This window comes from Kitasatospora sp. NPDC056800 (assembly GCF_042789775.1).
Classification (GTDB): Bacteria; Actinomycetota; Actinomycetes; order Streptomycetales; family Streptomycetaceae; genus Kitasatospora.
Window position 1 is genome coordinate 38,323 of the sequence record NZ_JBHUAL010000004.1, and the last position, 16,838, is coordinate 55,160.

General features: G+C 73.6%; 14 protein-coding genes. 10 read left to right on the forward strand and 4 right to left on the reverse strand.

Annotated features, from left to right (window positions below):
- Window position 1: 1 nt before the first annotated feature.
- Window positions 2-844: a nitrilase-related carbon-nitrogen hydrolase gene (locus ACFRQN_RS01800; protein ID WP_049649708.1), complete on the reverse strand. Its 843-nt coding sequence runs from the start codon at window positions 842-844 to the stop codon at window positions 2-4.
- A 430-nt stretch (window positions 845-1,274) separates the two neighbouring features.
- Between ACFRQN_RS01800 and ACFRQN_RS01805 the strand changes: the two genes are divergently transcribed.
- The 10 genes from ACFRQN_RS01805 (at window position 1,275) to ACFRQN_RS01850 (ending at window position 13,022) form a co-directional block, all read left to right on the forward strand.
- Complete coding sequence (locus ACFRQN_RS01805; RefSeq protein WP_143204629.1) at window positions 1,275-4,454, forward strand: hypothetical protein; 3,180 nt, start codon at window positions 1,275-1,277, stop codon at window positions 4,452-4,454.
- A gap of 145 nt (window positions 4,455-4,599) precedes the next feature.
- On the forward strand, window positions 4,600-4,677 hold the full coding sequence (locus ACFRQN_RS01810) for a putative leader peptide (RefSeq protein WP_107086570.1): 78 nt from the start codon (window positions 4,600-4,602) through the stop codon (window positions 4,675-4,677).
- A gap of 195 nt (window positions 4,678-4,872) precedes the next feature.
- On the forward strand, window positions 4,873-5,463 hold the full coding sequence (locus tag ACFRQN_RS01815; RefSeq protein WP_079272438.1) for a cysteine dioxygenase family protein: 591 nt from the start codon (window positions 4,873-4,875) through the stop codon (window positions 5,461-5,463).
- The gene (locus ACFRQN_RS01820; RefSeq protein ID WP_049657033.1) at window positions 5,457-5,843 is read left to right on the forward strand and encodes a rhodanese-like domain-containing protein; all 387 of its coding nucleotides are present in this window, start codon (window positions 5,457-5,459) and stop codon (window positions 5,841-5,843) included. The genes ACFRQN_RS01815 and ACFRQN_RS01820 overlap by 7 nt, the downstream gene beginning before the upstream one ends.
- A gap of 215 nt (window positions 5,844-6,058) precedes the next feature.
- Window positions 6,059-7,267, forward strand: a complete 1,209-nt coding sequence (locus ACFRQN_RS01825; protein WP_079272437.1) for an ABC transporter ATP-binding protein — start codon at window positions 6,059-6,061, stop codon at window positions 7,265-7,267.
- Window positions 7,257-7,925 (forward strand): ABC transporter permease, encoded by a 669-nt coding sequence (locus ACFRQN_RS01830; RefSeq protein ID WP_049657035.1) that lies wholly within the window; start codon window positions 7,257-7,259, stop codon window positions 7,923-7,925. Before ACFRQN_RS01825 ends, ACFRQN_RS01830 begins: the two co-directional genes overlap by 11 nt.
- Window positions 7,922-8,599, forward strand: coding sequence for an ABC transporter permease (locus ACFRQN_RS01835; protein WP_049657036.1), 678 nt, complete (start codon window positions 7,922-7,924; stop codon window positions 8,597-8,599). Before ACFRQN_RS01830 ends, ACFRQN_RS01835 begins: the two co-directional genes overlap by 4 nt.
- 44 nt (window positions 8,600-8,643) lie before the next feature.
- Window positions 8,644-9,573 (forward strand): ABC transporter substrate-binding protein, encoded by a 930-nt coding sequence (locus ACFRQN_RS01840; protein ID WP_380737486.1) that lies wholly within the window; start codon window positions 8,644-8,646, stop codon window positions 9,571-9,573.
- Window positions 9,574-9,799: 226 nt separating this feature from the next.
- Window positions 9,800-10,375: a hypothetical protein gene (locus ACFRQN_RS01845; protein ID WP_079272435.1), complete on the forward strand. Its 576-nt coding sequence runs from the start codon at window positions 9,800-9,802 to the stop codon at window positions 10,373-10,375.
- 589 nt (window positions 10,376-10,964) lie between these two features.
- Window positions 10,965-13,022 carry a glycosyl hydrolase family 18 protein gene (locus ACFRQN_RS01850; protein ID WP_074004221.1) on the forward strand — a complete coding sequence of 686 codons (2,058 nt, stop codon included), beginning with the start codon at window positions 10,965-10,967 and terminating at the stop codon, window positions 13,020-13,022.
- A 165-nt stretch (window positions 13,023-13,187) separates the two neighbouring features.
- On the opposite strand, the gene ACFRQN_RS01855 is transcribed toward ACFRQN_RS01850, so the two are convergent.
- The 3 genes from ACFRQN_RS01855 to ACFRQN_RS01865 form a co-directional block, all read right to left on the reverse strand.
- Window positions 13,188-14,486 (reverse strand): multidrug effflux MFS transporter, encoded by a 1,299-nt coding sequence (locus ACFRQN_RS01855; protein WP_074004220.1) that lies wholly within the window; start codon window positions 14,484-14,486, stop codon window positions 13,188-13,190.
- A gap of 275 nt (window positions 14,487-14,761) precedes the next feature.
- Entirely contained in the window at window positions 14,762-15,244 is a 483-nt protein-coding gene (locus ACFRQN_RS01860) for a hypothetical protein (RefSeq protein WP_049657923.1), read from the reverse strand.
- A gap of 424 nt (window positions 15,245-15,668) precedes the next feature.
- Window positions 15,669-16,547 carry an alkaline phosphatase family protein gene (locus tag ACFRQN_RS01865; RefSeq protein ID WP_074004219.1) on the reverse strand — a complete coding sequence of 293 codons (879 nt, stop codon included), beginning with the start codon at window positions 16,545-16,547 and terminating at the stop codon, window positions 15,669-15,671.
- Window positions 16,548-16,838: the final 291 nt, after the last annotated feature.

The following is a 16,838-nucleotide window of genomic DNA, read 5'->3' on the forward strand; positions in this document are numbered from 1 at the left end:
CTCAGGCCTCGGCGAGCGGCCCGTAGGCGTCGGGCCGGCGGTCCCGGTAGAACGCCCACTGCTGGCGGACCTGTTCGATCAGGCCGAGGTCGAGGTCGCGGACGACGAGTTCCTCCTCCTTGTCGGAGGCGACGTCGCCGACGAACTGCCCGCGCGGGTCGACGAAGTAGGAGGTGCCGTAGAAGTCGTTGTCGCCGTACTCCTCGGTGCCGACGCGGTTGATCGCGGCGACGAAGTACTCGTTGGCGACGGCGGCGGCGGGCTGTTCGAGCTGCCAGAGGTAGGCGGACAGGCCGCGGCTGGTGGCGGAGGGGTTGTAGACGATCTGCGCGCCGGCCAGGCCCAGGGCGCGCCAGCCCTCGGGGAAGTGGCGGTCGTAGCAGATGTACACGCCGACCTTGCCGACGGCGGTGTCGAACACGGGCCAGCCGAGGTTGCCGGGCTTGAAGTAGTACTTCTCCCAGAAGCCCTTGACCTGCGGGATGTGGTGCTTGCGGTACTTGCCGAGGTAGCTGCCGTCGGCGTCGATGACGGCGGCGGTGTTGTAGTAGACGCCGGCCTGTTCCTCCTCGTAGACCGGGACGACCATCACCAGCCCGAGCTCGCGGGCGAGGTCCCGCATCCGGCGCACGGTCGGGCCGTCGGGGACGGCCTCGGCCCAGCGGTAGTGCTCGGCTTCCTGGACCTGACAGAAGTACGGGGAGTTGAAGACCTCCTGGAAGCCGATGATCTTCGCTCCCTGGGCGGCGGCCTCGCGGGCGTACCGCTCGTGGAGCGCGATCATGCTCTCCTGGTCACCCGTCCAGCGGGTCTGGACGAGCGCGGCCCGGACGATCTGCGACATGGTTACCTCCGCAACTCCGCGGCCCGGCCGTGCGGTCGGGCCCGCGGTCTGAGGGTTGACGGGGCGGGTCTCGCCTGCGGGTCCGCTCGGGAAACCGCAGGGTCTACGTGCGTAGAAAGCGATCTGTAGACGGTAGGCCCGGCCTCGGTGGCCTGACAATACGTCGGTGGAAACGCGTCTGGGGTGATCTTGTTGCGCGGACACGCGGATGGTCCCGGGTGGGATGAAAAGCTGATCTACCCCACGCGTCGCCTTCTTACTCGTTCGAGTGAAACCGGACACCCTGGGTGCGCAATCGGCGATGGTGGGGTAAGACCCGCGTGGACATCGCGGTGGATCACTACGGATCGTCAGTCATCGGTGGTTTCCTACGAGTTCAGCGTCCCGGTCACGGGGGATCGGGGCGGCCAAGCGGGGGGTGACGATGGTGGTGGCGGATTCCGCGACGGAGACGGCGGCGGCGAAGAAAGCGGCGGAGGCGACGGGTACGGCAGATAGCGCGGCGGGCGGAGGCCCGGCGGCGCGGCCGCCCGCCCTGCCCGCCTGGGCCGGCCTGCTGCTCGCCCTCGGCGCCCTGCTGCCGGTCCTCCTCGGCGGGCTGCTGTTCCGTCACCAGGCGCCGCGTGTACGGGACGTCGCCCTCCAGCTCGCCGGTTCCCGTGCGGCCGCCGAGGCCGTGGTCGGCGGCCGTGCCGCGGACCACCTGGCCGCGCTGCGCGCCGACGGCTGGCTGATCGGCGGCTACGGGCTGACGTTGCTCGCCGCCGCGCTGCTCGGCGGGTACGTGCTCGGGCCGGCCCGCCGGCGGCTGTCGGCCGTCGCGGTCGGCGGCGCCGGGCTGCTCGCGGCCTGCTGCGACCTGGGCGAGGACGCGCTGCTGCGCGCCGGGCTGGACGGCCTCCACCCGGGTGCGGGCGGTTCCGACACCCCCTTCGCCGTCGCCACCGCGCTCGCCACCGTCAAGTGGCTGCTGCTCCTGCCCGCCGGGGTGCTCGCGGCGGGCATCCTGCTGGTGACCGCCACCCGCGCGGTGCGCGGGCTCCGGCCGGCGCGAGCGGGCGCGAAGGCCCGCGGCACCGACTCCCCCGACCGTCCGGCGCTGATCCCGCCCTGGCCGATCGCCGCCCGGCGCGGCTCCTCGACGCCCACCGCCGAAGCGCCGGACGCCCCGGACGCGCCCGTCCGGCACGCCCACTGGCGCGACGCCGCCCGGGTGCCGCCCGGCCGCGAACCCGCCGAACTCGGCTTCTGCGCCTCCGGCGGCGGCATCCGCTCCGCCTGCGTCACCCTCGGCGCGCTCCAGTCGCTGCGGCCGTGGCTGAAACGGGCCCGCTACCTGGTCTCCGTCTCGGGCGGCGGCTACACCGTCGGCGCGCTCCAGCTCGCGCTCAGCGACTCCGCGCCCGGCAGCCCGGTGCGCGCCGTCTCGGGCCTGACGGCCGACACCGTGATGGAGCCCGGGTCCCCCGAGGAGGACCACCTCCGCCGGCACGGCAAGTACATCGCCGACGGCGCGGGCGAATGGCTGGTCGCCCTCGGGACGCTGCTGCGCGGGGTGCTGTCCGCCCTCACCCTGCTGCTGGCCGCCGTCCTGACACTCGGCCTCGGGCTCAGCCGCTTCTACCGGGCCGTGCCGCTCACCGACCTGAGCCACCTGGCGGCGGCCGGGCTGCGCCACGCCGGCGCCGTACCGGGGCCGTTGGAGCTCCGGGCACCGGCACTCGCCGCCTTCGGCCTCCTGCTGGCCTCGGCCACCGGGTGCTGGCTGCTCTGGCTGCTGGCCTTCCCCTCGCTCGGCTGGCAGGCGCTGCTGCCACGGGCGCTGCGCAGGGCCAATCTCGGCCTGCTCGCCCTGGCCGCCCTGCTGGCCGTCGGGGTGCTGGTGGTACCGGGGCTGGCCTGGGGCGCGGTGCGGCTCCAGCAGGCGCTGGCGGCGGGGCCGCAGCTCACCGGCGCGGGGCTCGGCCTGACCGTGGCGCTCAGCTACCTGGCGCTGCTGCTCGGCATACTCTGGCGCGACCGCCGGACGCCCGGTCGGGGTGCCACCACGCCGGGCGCGGCGGGCCGGCCCCGGGTCAGCGGCGCCAGCCTCCCGCAGACCCTCGTGGTCTGCTCCGCCCTCCTGGCGCTGACGGCGGGTGCGCTGCTGGCCCTCGGCTGGGCGGTCGCCACCGGCTACGCCTGGCCGACGGCCGTCCAGGTGCTGCTGCCCCTGGTGCTCGGCGCGGTCGGGCTGAACCTCGACCAGACCTGGGTGAGCCTGCACCCGTTCTACCGGTTGCGGCTGGCCTCGGCGTTCGCGGTCCGGCGGGCCACCGAGGGCGGCCGGTCGGTGGCCCGCCCGTACCACTTCTTCCGGGAGCAGACGTGGCTGAGCCACTACGGCGCCCGGCACCCCGACTTCCCCCAGGTGATCTTCTCGGCGGCGGCCAACCTGTCGGGCAACTCCCGTACGCCACCGGGCCGTCCGGCGGCCTCCTTCTCGCTCTCCTACGACTACGTGGGCGGCCCGGACATCGGGTACGCGCGCACCGACCTGCTGGAGCGGCGCACCAGTGCGCACATCGCCCGGGACCTCACCGTGCAGTCGGCGATGGCCGTCTCCGGCGCGGCCTTCTCCTCCGCGATGGGGCGGGAATCCCGCGTCTACCAGCGGCTGTTCGCGGTGACCAACGCCCGCCTCGGGACGTGGCTGCCCAACCCGGCGGTACTCGGCCCCGACTGGTCCGGTCCGCCGGACTGGCGCCGCCCCGCGCAGCCCGCCGTCCGCCGCCTCCCGTACCAACTGCGGGAGCTGATCGGGCGGTTCCCGGCCGACGACCGCTTCCTGCTCACCACCGACGGCGGCCACTACGAGAACCTCGGGCTGGTCGAGCTGCTGCGGCACCGGGTGCGGACGGTGGTCTGCATCGACGCCAGCGGCGACGCGGGGTACGCCACCAACCTGGCCGCCGCGATCACCCTGGCCCGCGAGGAGCTGGGCGTCGCCATCACCCTGCACGAGCCCGAGCTGCTGATCCCGGGCACCGCCGCCGACCGGCCCACCGAGGGTGACGACGCGGACGGCCGCTCGGACGGCCGCGCGGACGACGGCGTGCAGGGCCGCGCGGACGACGGCGTGCAGGGCCGCGCGGGCCGCCGGCCACCGCTGCGCGGGCTCGCGGAACAGCTCTCCGCCCGGCTCTCGGCCCGGGCGGTGGTCACCGGGGACATCCGCTACCCGGATCTGGACGAGGGGCCCGGGGCCGTCCGGCACGGCCGGCTGATCCTCCTCCAGGCGGTACTGACCCCCGGGATGCCGTACGAGCTGCACGCCTACGCGATGGCGAACCGGGCCTTCCCGAACGACCGCACCAGCGACCAGTGGTTCGACCACCAGCAGTTCGACGCCTACCAGACGCTCGGCCGCCACCTGGGAGAACAGGCCGCGCCGCTGATCGAGCAGGCACTGACCGACCAGGCGAGGGCCGACCAGGCGCGGGCCGACCAGGCACCGGCCGGACCGGCCCCGGGCCCCACCGGGTCGGTGCCCGCACAGCCGACGCGCGACACCGACCCGGCACCGTCCGCCACGGCTCCCCCGCCACCGCGCCGCCCGGCCGAGGAGTAGCCGGGAGGCGACCGACGGATGCTCGAAGGGTGCTCGGCGAGCGGGCGACGGGTAGCCGACCGGTCCGTCGGTCGCCGGGAACGGACGGCGGCGGACGGTCGGCCCGGCTTGACTTCCTCCGCTTCGCTCGGGAAAGATCCGGCGCATGGACTCCGGCGCCACTCTGGTATGCCGCCTGCACGTCGATCTGCGACGCCAGGCGAGTTCCATCTGTGCCTGTTGACCTTGTTCTCCCCCGCCGGTCCCGCTCTGTGACGTCTGCCAGGGCCCGCGCCGCGCACCCGCACCCGCAGTCCTGACCCCGCCCAGCCCCGGCGCACCCTTGCGTGCCGGGCCGCCCCGTCGGCCCGCGCCCTCCACCGCCGCCGGACACCGGGCGCTTCCCACCGACGTTCCCGCCGCACCCGAGGACGCCCTCATGACTCTGAGCCCGAGCCCGAGCATCAGCCCCGAAACCCAGCCGACCGTAAACCCCGACAACACCCGCCCCGCCGCCGCAAGCCCCACGAGCACCCCCGAGCCACCACCGACGCCGCCCGCCGGGGGCACCCCCACGCCGCTCACCCCCAGCACCCTGCGGACCATCGTCCGCGAACTGGCCGAGCGGCCCGAGGAGTGGATCCACCACGTCCGCCTCTCCACCGAGGAGCGCTGGTACCGGCGGCTGGCCGCGGACGACGACCACGAGGTGTGGCTGATCAGCTGGCTGCCCGGCCAGTCCACCGGCTTCCACGACCACGGCGGCTCCCGCGGCGCCTTCGCCGTCGCCCTCGGCGAGTTGGAGGAGCTGTCCCTCGGCGGGCCCGAGCAGGGCCTGCTGATCCGCCGGATCCCGGCCGGCACCGCCCGCGCCTTCGGCCCCGAGTACGTGCACGACGTGCGCAACACCGCCGTCGGCCCCGCCGTCACCCTGCACGCCTACTCGCCGCCGCTGAGTTCGATGGCGCACTACGACCTGCGGGCCGGCGGGCTCGTCCGCACCTCCGAGGAAGGACCTGAACAGTGGTGACCACGATCGACGACCTGGTGGAGCGGGCCCGGGAGGGCGTCCACCGACCGCGCGCCCGCGAGGCGTACCAGGCCCAGCTGGACGGCGCGCTGCTGGTGGACATCCGTCCGGCGGCGCAGCGGGCGGCCGAGGGGGAGATCCCCGGCTCGCTGATCATCGAACGCAACGTGCTGGAGTGGCGGCTCGATCCGACGGGAAGTCACCGGATTCCCGAGGCCTCGGGCTACGACGTCGAGGTGGTCGTGGTCTGCTCCGAGGGCTACGCCTCCAGCCTGGCCGCGGCCTCCCTGCGCGAGCTGGGACTGCACCGGGCGACCGACCTGGACGGCGGTTTCGTCGGCTGGGCGGCCGCCGGCCTGCCGACCCGTCAGGGCGGCTGAGCCTGCGGTCGCACCGCGTGCCGGGGCGGTAAATCAGGGACAGGAGATGATGCAGGTCATAGTGTGATCAGAGTTTCCGCTGGTCCAAAGCCGGGCAACCACGCGGGCGGAAGTACGCCCGGGCGCTTGAAACCGCCGCCACCGAACGACCCTGACCGAACGACCGAACGACCCAGGCGCCGCCTTTCCGGGGCGCCCTGACGAGGAAACTCCACGTGATCAGATTCGAGGGCGCGGGAATGCGCCACCCCGACGGCACCATCGCCGTCGAGGGACTGGACCTGGAGGTCCCGACCGGTCGGATAACCGTCCTGGTCGGACCGTCCGGCTGCGGGAAGACCACCCTGCTGCGCATGGTCAACCGGATGGTCGAGCCCACTTCGGGCCGGGTCCTGCTGGACGACACGGACGTCGCGGAGCTGGAACCCGCCAAGCTGCGCCGCGGCATCGGGTACGTGATCCAGCAGGCCGGACTCTTCCCGCACCGCAAGGTGATCGACAACATCGCCACCGTCCCCTACCTGCTCGGCTGGGACCGGAAGAAGGCCCGCGCCCGCGCCGCCGAACTGCTCGAACTGGTCGGGCTCGCGCCCGAGACCGCGAAGCGGTACCCGTTCCAGCTGTCCGGCGGCCAGCAGCAGCGGGTCGGCGTGGCGCGCGCGCTGGCCGCCGACCCGCCGGTGCTGCTGATGGACGAGCCGTTCAGCGCGGTCGACCCGGTGGTGCGGGCCGGGCTCCAGGAGGAGCTGCTGCGGCTCCAGTCCGAGCTGCACAAGACGGTGCTGTTCGTCACCCACGACATCGAGGAGGCCGTCCGGCTCGGCGACCAGGTGGTGGTGCTGCGCGAACACGGCCGGATCGCCCAACTGGCCGACCCGCACACCCTGCTCACCACCCCCGCCGACGAGGGCGTGGCCGCCTTCCTCGGGCGCGACCGGGGCCTGCGCGGCCTCGCCCTGCGCCCCGCGAGCGGCGTCCGGCTCCGCCCGGTGGGCGACGGACTCCGGTACGGCGGCTGGGAGTTGGCCCTGGACGACGGGCGCCGCCCGATCGGCTGGATCGACCGCGACGCCGTCACCGCCGAGCTGCACCCGGCGGCCGCCTTCCGCCCGGACGCCGACACCCTGCGCACGGCGCTGGACGCCGCCGTCCTCTCCCCCGCCGGGGTCGCGGTCGCGCTGGACGCCGAGGGCCGGGTCACCGGCACCGCGAGCCGCGAGGCCGTCCTCGCCGCCCTGCGGCCCGACGCCTCCGGCCCGCCGGCCGCCGGTCCGTCTGCCACTGGTCCGTCTGCCACCGGTTCGCCGGCCGCTGATGCGCCCGTCCGCACCGACAAGCCCCCGGCCACCACCGGAAGCCACCCGGACGACACGGGCGGCCCGGACGGAACGGGCAGCACGGACGGAGCCGACGGTGGACGATGAACCGATCGTCCGCTGGTACTGGATCGGCGACCACCTCGGCTACCTGGGCCACCTGCTCGCCGACCACGCCGTGATCGCCCTCGTCCCCGTGCTCATCGGCCTGCTGCTGGCCGTCCCGCTCGGCCTGGCCTGCGCCCGCTACCCCCGGCTGTACCAGCCGCTCTCCGCCGTGTTCAACATCGTCTACGCGCTGCCCTCGCTGGCCGTGTTCGTGGTGCTGATCCCGTACACCGGCCTCGCCACCCAGGCGACGGTGATGATCCCGCTCACCTTCTACGCCCTCGCCGTGCTGCTGCCGACCACCGTGGACGGGCTGCGCGCCGTCCCGGACTCCGTCCGGCAGGCCGCCACCGCGATGGGGTACGGGCCGTGGCACCGGCTGACCTCGGTCGAGCTGCCCGCCGCCGTGCCGTACCTGATCGCCGGACTGCGGGTCGCGGCGGTGTCCAGCATCTCGCTGGCCAGCGTCGGCGCGCTGGTCGGTCGCGGCGGGCTCGGCTACCTGTTCGTCGACGGCTTCCAGCGCACCTTCCCGACCCCGATCCTGGCCGGCATCGTGCTGATCGCCGTCCTCGCGCTGGCCGTCGACCTGGTGCTGGTGGCCGCCCGGCGGCTGCTCGCGCCCTGGGCCGTCCGGGAGAAGGGAGCGGGCTCGTGAACTGGCTGAACTGGCTGAGCGACTTCTTCACCGACCCGGACCACCTCAGCGGGCCGGACTCGATCGTGCACCGGGTCTCCGAGCACCTGCTGCTCTCCGGCGCGGCCTTGCTGTTCGCGGCGCTGCTCGCCGTCCCGCTCGGGCTGCTGATCGGCTACACCGGGCGCGGCGTCACCGTGGTGACCGCGCTCGCGGGCGCCGCCCGCGCCCTGCCCACCCTCGGCCTGGTGACGCTGGCGGTGCTGCTCGCCGGGGTCGGCGACACCGCCGTACTGGTCCCGCTGGTCGCGCTCGCCGCGCCGCCGCTGCTGGTGGCCGCCGTCGAGGGGGTGCGCGGCACCGACCCGGACGTCCGGGACGCGGCGCGCGGCATCGGGCTGACCCACCCCCAGGTGCTGTGGCAGGTCTGCCTGCCCTCGGCCGCCCCGACCCTGCTGGCGGGCTTCCGCACCGCGACCGTGCAGGTGATCGCGACCGCCACGGTGGCCGCCTACGTCGGGCTGGGCGGCCTCGGCCGCTACGTCATCGACGGGCTGGCGACCCGCAAGTACGCCGTGACCGTGGGTGGCGCGCTGCTGGTGGTCCTGCTCGCGGTCGTCGCCCAGCTGTTCTTCGCCCTGCTCGCCCGGTTCGCGCTCCCGCCCGGGGTGCGCGCCCAGCAGCGGCCCCGCTGACTCCGTTCCCCCTCCCCTCCCGTTCCGGAAGGACATCTGTCACCATGTCGACAATCAGCCGAAGCCGCCGCGTCGCCGCCCTCGGCACCCTCGCCGCGCTCACCCTCGGCGCCACCGCCTGCGGCTCCTCCGGCGGCAACCCGCTCGACGGGGGTTCGAGCGCCTCGGCCGCCACGGGCGGGTCCGGCTCGACCGTGGTGGTCGGCTCGGCCAACTTCCCGGAGAACGTCCTGCTCGGGTCGATCTACTCGCAGGCGCTCAAGGCCAAGGGCGTGAAGGTCCAGGAGAAGTTCAACATCGGCAGCCGCGAGGTGCTCTACGGGCAGTTGCAGAGCGGCAACCTCACCGTCCTGCCGGAGTACAACGGCTCGCTGCTCGCCTACCTGGACGCCAAGTCCACCGCTGTCACCACCCAGGACGTGAACGCGGAGCTCGCCAAGACGCTGCCCGCCACGCTGGGCATCCTCGAGTCCTCCCCGGCCGAGGACAAGGACTCGCTCAGCGTCACCCAGGAGACGGCCGACAAGGACAACCTCAAGAGCATCGCCGACCTCGCCGCCAAGGCCGGCGAGTACACCATCGGCGGGCCGCCGGAGTTCAAGAGCCGCCGCGAGCAGCAGCTCAAGGACGTCTACGGGCTGACCTTCAAGGAGTGGAAACCCACCGGCGACGCCACCGCGAACGCGCTCAAGGACGGCAGCATCCAGGTCGGCAACGTGTTCACCACCGACCCGAAGATCGTCCAGTACAAGCTGGTCCCGCTGGCCGACCCGAAGAACATCTTCGGCGCCCAGAACGTCACCCCGCTGGTCAACAAGGCGGGCGTGGACGCGACCGCGACGGCGGCGCTCAACGCGGTGTCGGCCAAGCTCGACACGGCCGGGCTGGTGGCGCTGATGAAGCGCGTGTCGGTGGACAAGGAGGACCCGTCGGCGGTCGCCAAGGACTGGCTGAAGTCCAACGGCCTCGGCTGACGGCGATTCGGCCCGGCGGCCGTGGAGCGTGAACGCGGCGGCCCGGAGGAAGCTCCTCCGGGCCGCCGTCCGCCGTTCCGGAGGCACCGTCCCGGGGCTTTCCGGGTGCGCTCGCGTGTGCGCTCACAGGTGCGCTCACGGGTGCGCTCACGGGTGCGTTCCAGGTGCTTTCCGACCACTGAAGGGACCTTCCCTTCTGCGGCGCGAACATGACAGTCTGGGCGCCATGCGCACTCGTCTCCTCGCCGCCACCCTCACGGCACTCGCCGCGGTGAGCCTCGCTGCCTGCTCCAGCTCCGGATCGGACTCGGGCAAGGCCACCTCCGCGGCCGGCTCCCCCACCGCCCCCGCCGCCTCGGCCACCGCGCCCTCCGACGCCGCCACGCCCTCGGCGACGCCGCCCGCGACCCCCGGGTCCGACCCGGCCGCCCCCACGGCCGACGGCGGCACCGGCGCGCCCGCCCCCGACGCCGGCGCCTCGGGAGCCCCCGCACCGTCCAAGCCCGCGCCGCCCGCCGATGCCGGACTGCCCGCCAAGCCGGGCACCGACGTGACGGCCAAGCTGGTCTCCGCGCTGGACGCGATCGACCCGGCGATCGTCGGCGGCAAGCCGGACCAGGCCGTGGACCGGGCGCGCAACCAGTGCCAGTCGATGTACCAGTTCCCCAAGGACAAGCAGAAGCTGGCGGACCTGGCCAACCAGCGCTTCACCTCCGCCGACCACCCGCAGGGCTTCGGGCCGGACACCGCCACGAAGATCAACGACGCGCTGCTCGCCACGCTCTGCCCGCCGTCCCACTGACCCGCCGATCCGCTTGTCCGCTGGCCCGCTGGTCGGCGACACCATGATCCGCCCGGTGTCCTGAGCGCCGGGCTGCCGTGGCCGCGCCCCTTTCCGGGTGCGCGGCCACGGTCTTCTCGTTTCCGGCGCCCCTCACCGCCGCCCCTCGCCGCCACCCGGAGCGTCCGACACCGTCCTCCCGGCGGGCCCCACCGGCGGCCCACCCGTCCCGACGCCGGTCCGCCCCCCTTCCGTCGCGCGGGCCGTGTGCTGACGAACTGTTAGGACTCTTGACAGACCAGTGGTCTAGTCCAAACATAAGCATGTCGATCCGACCGGGATGCACTGTGGGGGTGTGACCACCGGCGGCTGAGGCACTGCCATGCCCTGCCATGCTCCGCTCCACCCCCGCTCCGTACGGCGCGCGCTTCCGCACGCCGCCCGCGTCCACGCGAGTCGGTGGGCCTTCGCACGCCCGCACACCCCCGCACTTCCCCGTACTCCCGGTTCCGACCCGGTCCCGGGGCCGCCGCCGACCCCACACGGCCGCCCCACCCGGACCGACCGCACCTCCCCAACGTCCTGCCCCACCAAGTCTGTTGGAGAATTCATGCGCCTCCGCCGAACAGTCCAGGCCGTGTTGACGGCCTGCGCCACGCTGGCCGCCTCGGCCGGCCTGGTCGCCGCCGGGACGAGCTCCGCCCAGGCCGCCACCCCGCTCCCCAGCCGGGTCTTCGCCCCCTACTTCGAGTCCTGGACCGGCCAGAGCCCGGCCCAACTGGCCGCGCAGTCCGGCGCCAAGCACCTGACCATGGCGTTCCTCCAGGCCGCCACCAAGGGCTCCTGCACGCCGTACTGGAACGGCGACACCTCCAAGCCGGTGTCCTCCTCCACGTTCGGCGCGGACATCGCGACCATCCGCGCCAACGGCGGGGACGTGATCCCGTCCTTCGGCGGCTACACCGCCGACAACACCGGCACCGAGATCGCCGACAGCTGCACCGACGTCAACCAGATCGCGGCCGCCTTCCAGAACGTGATCACCACCTACGACGTCAGCCGGATCGACCTCGACATCGAGGACAACTCGCTGACCAACACCGCCGGGATCGACCGCCGCAACAAGGCCATCAAGCTCGTGCAGGACTGGGCCGCCGCCAACGGGCGGAGCATCCAGTTCTCCTACACGCTGCCCACCACCACCTCCGGGCTGGCCAGCAGCGGTCTCGCGGTGCTGAAGAACGCGGTCAGCAACAACGCGCGGATCGATGTCGTCAACATGATGACCTTCGACTACTACGACAACGCCGCCCACGACATGGCGGCCGACACCCAGACCTCCGCGCAGGGCCTCTACAACCAGCTCGCCAAGCTCTACCCGTCCAAGACCCCCGCCCAGCTGTGGGGTTCGATCGGGATCACCGAGATGATCGGTGTCGACGACTTCGGTCCGGCCGAGACCTTCACCCTGGCCAACGCCACCACCGTGTACAACTGGGCGGTCTCCAAGGGCATCAACACGCTGTCCTTCTGGGCCCTCCAGCGCGACAACGGCGGCTGCCCGGGCACGGCCGGCAACGACAACTGCTCCGGGATCGCCCAGAACACCTGGGACTTCACCCACGTCTTCGCGCCGTTCACCAGCGGCTCGACGGTGAGCAACGACTTCTCGGTGTCGGCCAGCCCGAACTCCGCCACGGTCGCGGCCGGTTCGTCCACCTCGGCCACCATCGCGACGGCCGTGACGGCGGGCTCCGCGCAGAGCGTCAACCTCACGGTCAGCGGCGCCCCGGCCGGCGTCACCGCCACCGTCACCCCCGGCAGCGTCACCGCCGGCAACAGCGCCACGCTGAACATCAGCACCACCTCCTCGGTGACGCCCGGGAGTTACCCGATCACGGTCACCGGCTCGGCGGCCTCCGGCAGCCACACCAGCACCTTCACCCTGACCGTCACCGGCACCCAGCCCGGCAATGACTTCTCGGTCGCCGTGAACCCGAACTCCGGTACGGTCGCGGCTGGTTCGTCCGTCTCGGCGACCATCTCGACGGCGGTCACGGCCGGCTCGGCGCAGAACCTCAACCTCGCGGTCGTCAGCCAGCCCGTCCCTGGCATCACCGCCACCATCACCCCCGGCAGCGTCACCGCCGGCAACAGCGCCACCCTGAACATCTCCACCAGCTCGGCCGTGACTCCGGGCACCTACCCGCTGGGCATCAGCGCCACCGGGGCCTCCGGCAACCACATCGCGTCCTACACGCTGACCGTCACCGGGACCACGCCGACCACCGGCCTGGTCAACGGCGACCTGGAGAGCGGCAGCCTGGCCCCGTGGACCTGCCAGAGCGGCGGCGCCGTGGTCTCCACCCCGGTCCACTCCGGCACCAAGGCCCTCCAGGCCGCGGCCACCGCCGCCCAGACCGGCGAGTGCGCGCAGACCGTCACGCTGAAGCCCAACACCAGCTACACCCTGAGCGGTTGGGTGCAGGGCAACTACGCCTACATCGGCGTCAACGGCGGCGCCACCGCCAGCGCGTGGGCCAACTCCTCCGGCTGGACCAAGGTGTCCGTCCCCTTCACCACCGGCGCCAACGGCACCGTCTCCGTGTACCTGCACGGCTGGTACGGCCAGGGCAACGTGTACGGGGATGACTTCTCCATCGCCTGAGACCGCCCCGGGCGACGAATGACGGTTGACGAGTAACGGATAACGGATGACAGCTGACAGATTTCAACATCTGTCAGCTGTCATCTGTCTTCTGTTCGTTGTTACCCGTTCGCTGTCATCCGTCCGCCGTCAGTCTTCCGGCCGCGGCCTGCCGCCCGTCTCCTGTCAGCCGCCCGCCGCCGCCCGCATCCGCTCCGGTCGGCACAGCGCCAGGTAGACCACCGTCGCGAGCACCCCGCAGACCAGGACCACCAGCGCCAGCAGCACCGCCGACGGCTGACCGCCGAGGCTGCTCAGCGGCGCGACCACCGCGGCGCACAGGAAGTTGCCCGTCCCGAGCAGCGCCGACGCCGTACCCGCCACCTGCGGCTCGACCAGGCCGAGCGCCTGGGCGGCGGTGTTCGGCAGCAGCACGCCCAGGCTGCCCATCATCACGAACAGCGGCGGGCAGAACCCGGCCAGCCCGAAGTCCCACACCGTGGTCAGCAGCACCAGCGCCACCCCGGCGGCGACCGCCGCCGCGAGGCTGCCCAGCATCAGCACCCGCTGCGTGAAGCGCGGCGCCAGCACGCGCCCGTTCACCTGGGTCATCACCACGATCGCGAACGAGTTCAGCCCGAACAGCAGGCTGTAGGTCTGCGGCGAGACCTGGTACACGTGCTGGAGCACCGTCGACGACCCGCTGATGTAGCCGAACAGCGCCCCGAAGGCGAGGGAGCTGGTCAGCGCCAGCCCGAGGAACGGCAGGTTGCCCAGCAGCCGTCCCATCGTCCGCAGGGTCGCGCCCACGCCGCCGCGGTCCCGGGTCTCCGGCGGCAGCGTCTCGCGCAGCACCCCGAACGAGACCAGGGTGAGCAGCAGCCCGAGCGCCGTCAGCACGCCGAAGGTGCCGCGCCACGAGGTGAACCGCATCAGCTGCGCGCCGATGATCGGCGCGAGGATCGGCGCCAGCCCGGATATCAGGGCGATCGAGGCGAGGAAGCGCAGCAGCGCGACGCCCTGGAAGCGGTCCCGGGAGACGGCGCGTCCGATCACCAGCCCGGCGGACCCGGCCGCGCCCTGGACGAAGCGGGCGGCGATCAGCACGGCCAGGTTCGGCGCGAACACGCACACCACGCTGGACAGGGTGTAGAGGACGAGCCCGGCGAGCAGCGGCACCCGGCGCCCGTAGCGGTCGCTGAGCGGCCCGAAGAGCAGCTGCCCGGCGGCGACCCCGAACATCGAGAAGGTCAGGGTGAGCTGGACGGCGGCCGGCTGGGCGACCAGGTCGTCGGCGATCGCGGGCAGGCCCGGCAGGTAGAGGTCGGTGGTGAGCGGACCGAGCGCGGTGAGGCCGCCGAGGGCGGCGATCACGGCCCAGCCGGGACGGGTCTGGCCGGTGGCGGGTGCGGCGACGGATGCGGGGGCGGTGGTGGCGGCAGCGGTCGACGTGTCGTCGGTGGGGCCGACGGTCGGGCCGGGCATGGTTCTCCTTACGGACGGGCGACGTGGGGTTCGTTCGCGCTCCGTCCTACCGCAGCACGGTCCGGTTCCCACAGCGGGGGTACGTGCTGTCCGGCTGCGGGGGTGCGCCGGGCGGATCGTCCGCCGCCCGTTTCCGGCCCGCACACGGCGACGGCCCGCCCGCACCTTCCGGTGCCCGGCGGGCCGTTCCGTTCCCCGGTCGCGGCGACCAGGAGTGCTCAGAGGTGTTCAGGGGTTCCCGGGAGTGCTCAGGAGTACTCGGGTGCCCGCCGGACTCAGCGCTTGGCGACGTGCTCGGCGCGCAGCGCCGCCTGCACCGCCGCGCCGTCCTGCCACGCGTAGAGCTGGTTGCCGGTCAGCGCCACGTTGTAGTACCCACAGGTGCCGATGACCTTGGTCGCGACGCCCTCGGGGAACCAGCCGGCCTTGAGCGACTCCGGCACCGGGTGCGCGCTCTTGCCCGGCTGCCCGGCGGTGCAGCCGACGGGCAGCCGCTCCTCCGGGAGGGTGGCGCGCAGCAGGCGGTCGTCGCCCCTGGTGGACATCAGGTACTTCACCCCGGAGGCGTTGTCGGGCAGCCAGGTCGGCATCGACCGGCGGTCGGCCTTGGCCTGGGTGCCGGTCTCGTACGAGCCCTGTTGCTGGTGGTGCTCGTCGTACCAGTCGGACACCCGCGGGCCGATTGCCACGGCCGCCACGGCGACGGCCATGCCGGTACCAGCGACTCCCAGCGCGACCTTGCTCACGATGCCCTTCATGCCCGGCTGTCCTCTCCGTGTCGTGACCGGTGCGGCCGTCGCCGACCGCTCGTCTCCGCCGCCGGCGGCCGCTCAGGTCCGCGTCGCCGGCCCGGTCGGCGTGCTCCACCGTCCGGTGCAACCATCGTGGCCCGTCCCGACCCGTCGGATCGTCACCACCAGGTCGCGATCTTGTCTCCAACCCACGGGGTACCTTCTCCACCTTCAGGCGTATGTCCTTCGGCAGGGACCCTGAGGCCCGCAGGTCCGGGGCCCGCGGGCTCGGAGGCGTGCCGCTCCGGCGCCCTGGCCGGCACGCGCGGGTCGAGCGCGGCCCGAGCCCCGGTCGAGCCCCGGTCGAGCCTCGCTCAAGCCCGGCGCCGCCGCAGCCCGGCCTGCTGCACCCGGGGGCACCGGTACCCCCGGATCGCGGACCGCCCGCCGCTCAGACCGCCGCCGGCACCGGCCTGGCCAGCGGGAACGGGCGGCCGTCGAGGGTCCAGTGCGGGTCGATCGGGCGCAGCAGGGAGGCGTACACCTGCGCGGCGACGTCCGGGTGGCGGATCTCGCCGGTGGGCGGGCCGGCCGGGATGCCGTGCCCCGCGCAGGCGACCCAGGCCGTCCGCTCCTCGACCGTACGGCCGCCGTGGCCGCCGGCGTCCACGTGCCCGTGGTCGGTGACGACGATGACCGTCCACTGCTCCTCGGCGTAGGTCGCCCGGCCGCGGACGGCGTCGAGGAGGCGGCCGAGGCGCTCGTCGGCGGTGCGCATGGACGCGCGGTACTCGTCGCCGCAGCCCAGGAAGTGGGCGGTCTCGTCGACGGCGCCGAGGTAGACGAAGGAGGCCTCCGGGTCGGCGGTGCCGAGGACGTGGACGGCCTCCCGGACGACCTCCTCGTCCACCGCCTCCCAGGCCTCGGGGGTGTCCTCGGCGGGGGCCACGTAGGAGAGCCGGCCGGGGGCGCGGAACAGCGGGCCGCCGGACTCGTTGATCATCAGCGGGTCCCAGCCGGCCGCGACGAAGGTGCGGCGCCGGTCGCCCCGGGCGAGGCGGGTGGCGAAGTCGGGGAACACGTCGAGCCGGTTGCCGCCCAGGTGGTTGCCCCAGACCCCGTGCTTGGCGGGCTCGACCCCGGTCACGATGGTGGTCCAGCACGGCCCGGACATGGTGGGCGTGCCGTCCGCGACGGTGACCGGCACCAGGAACCCGGCCTCGGCGACCTCCTCCAGGCGCGGCATCTGCACCTGCGCCAGGTAGTCGTGGCGGACACCGTCGATCCCGACGACGAGAACGCGGGGGCGGGGCCACTGGGCAGCGGACATGGGACGTTCCTTTCGGTCGTGCGCACCCGGCCGCGCCCGCCGAGGGCGCCGCCGACCGCGCCATGCTCCACCGACCGCCGTACCGGTCGGCGTCACCTCACCGAACGCCGGGTGTCCACGAGGTGTCGGAAGAGCGCCGGGGAGCCGCCGGGGCGGTCCGCGGCCGACGGGGGCCGTACGGAACGGGCCGCCCCGCCGACCGTGCCGACGCCGCGGGCTCCGGGCCGCGGGCTCCGGGCGGCGGGGCGGCAGGCGGGGAGGCGGCAGGTCGGCGCTACGGACGGCGGGGCA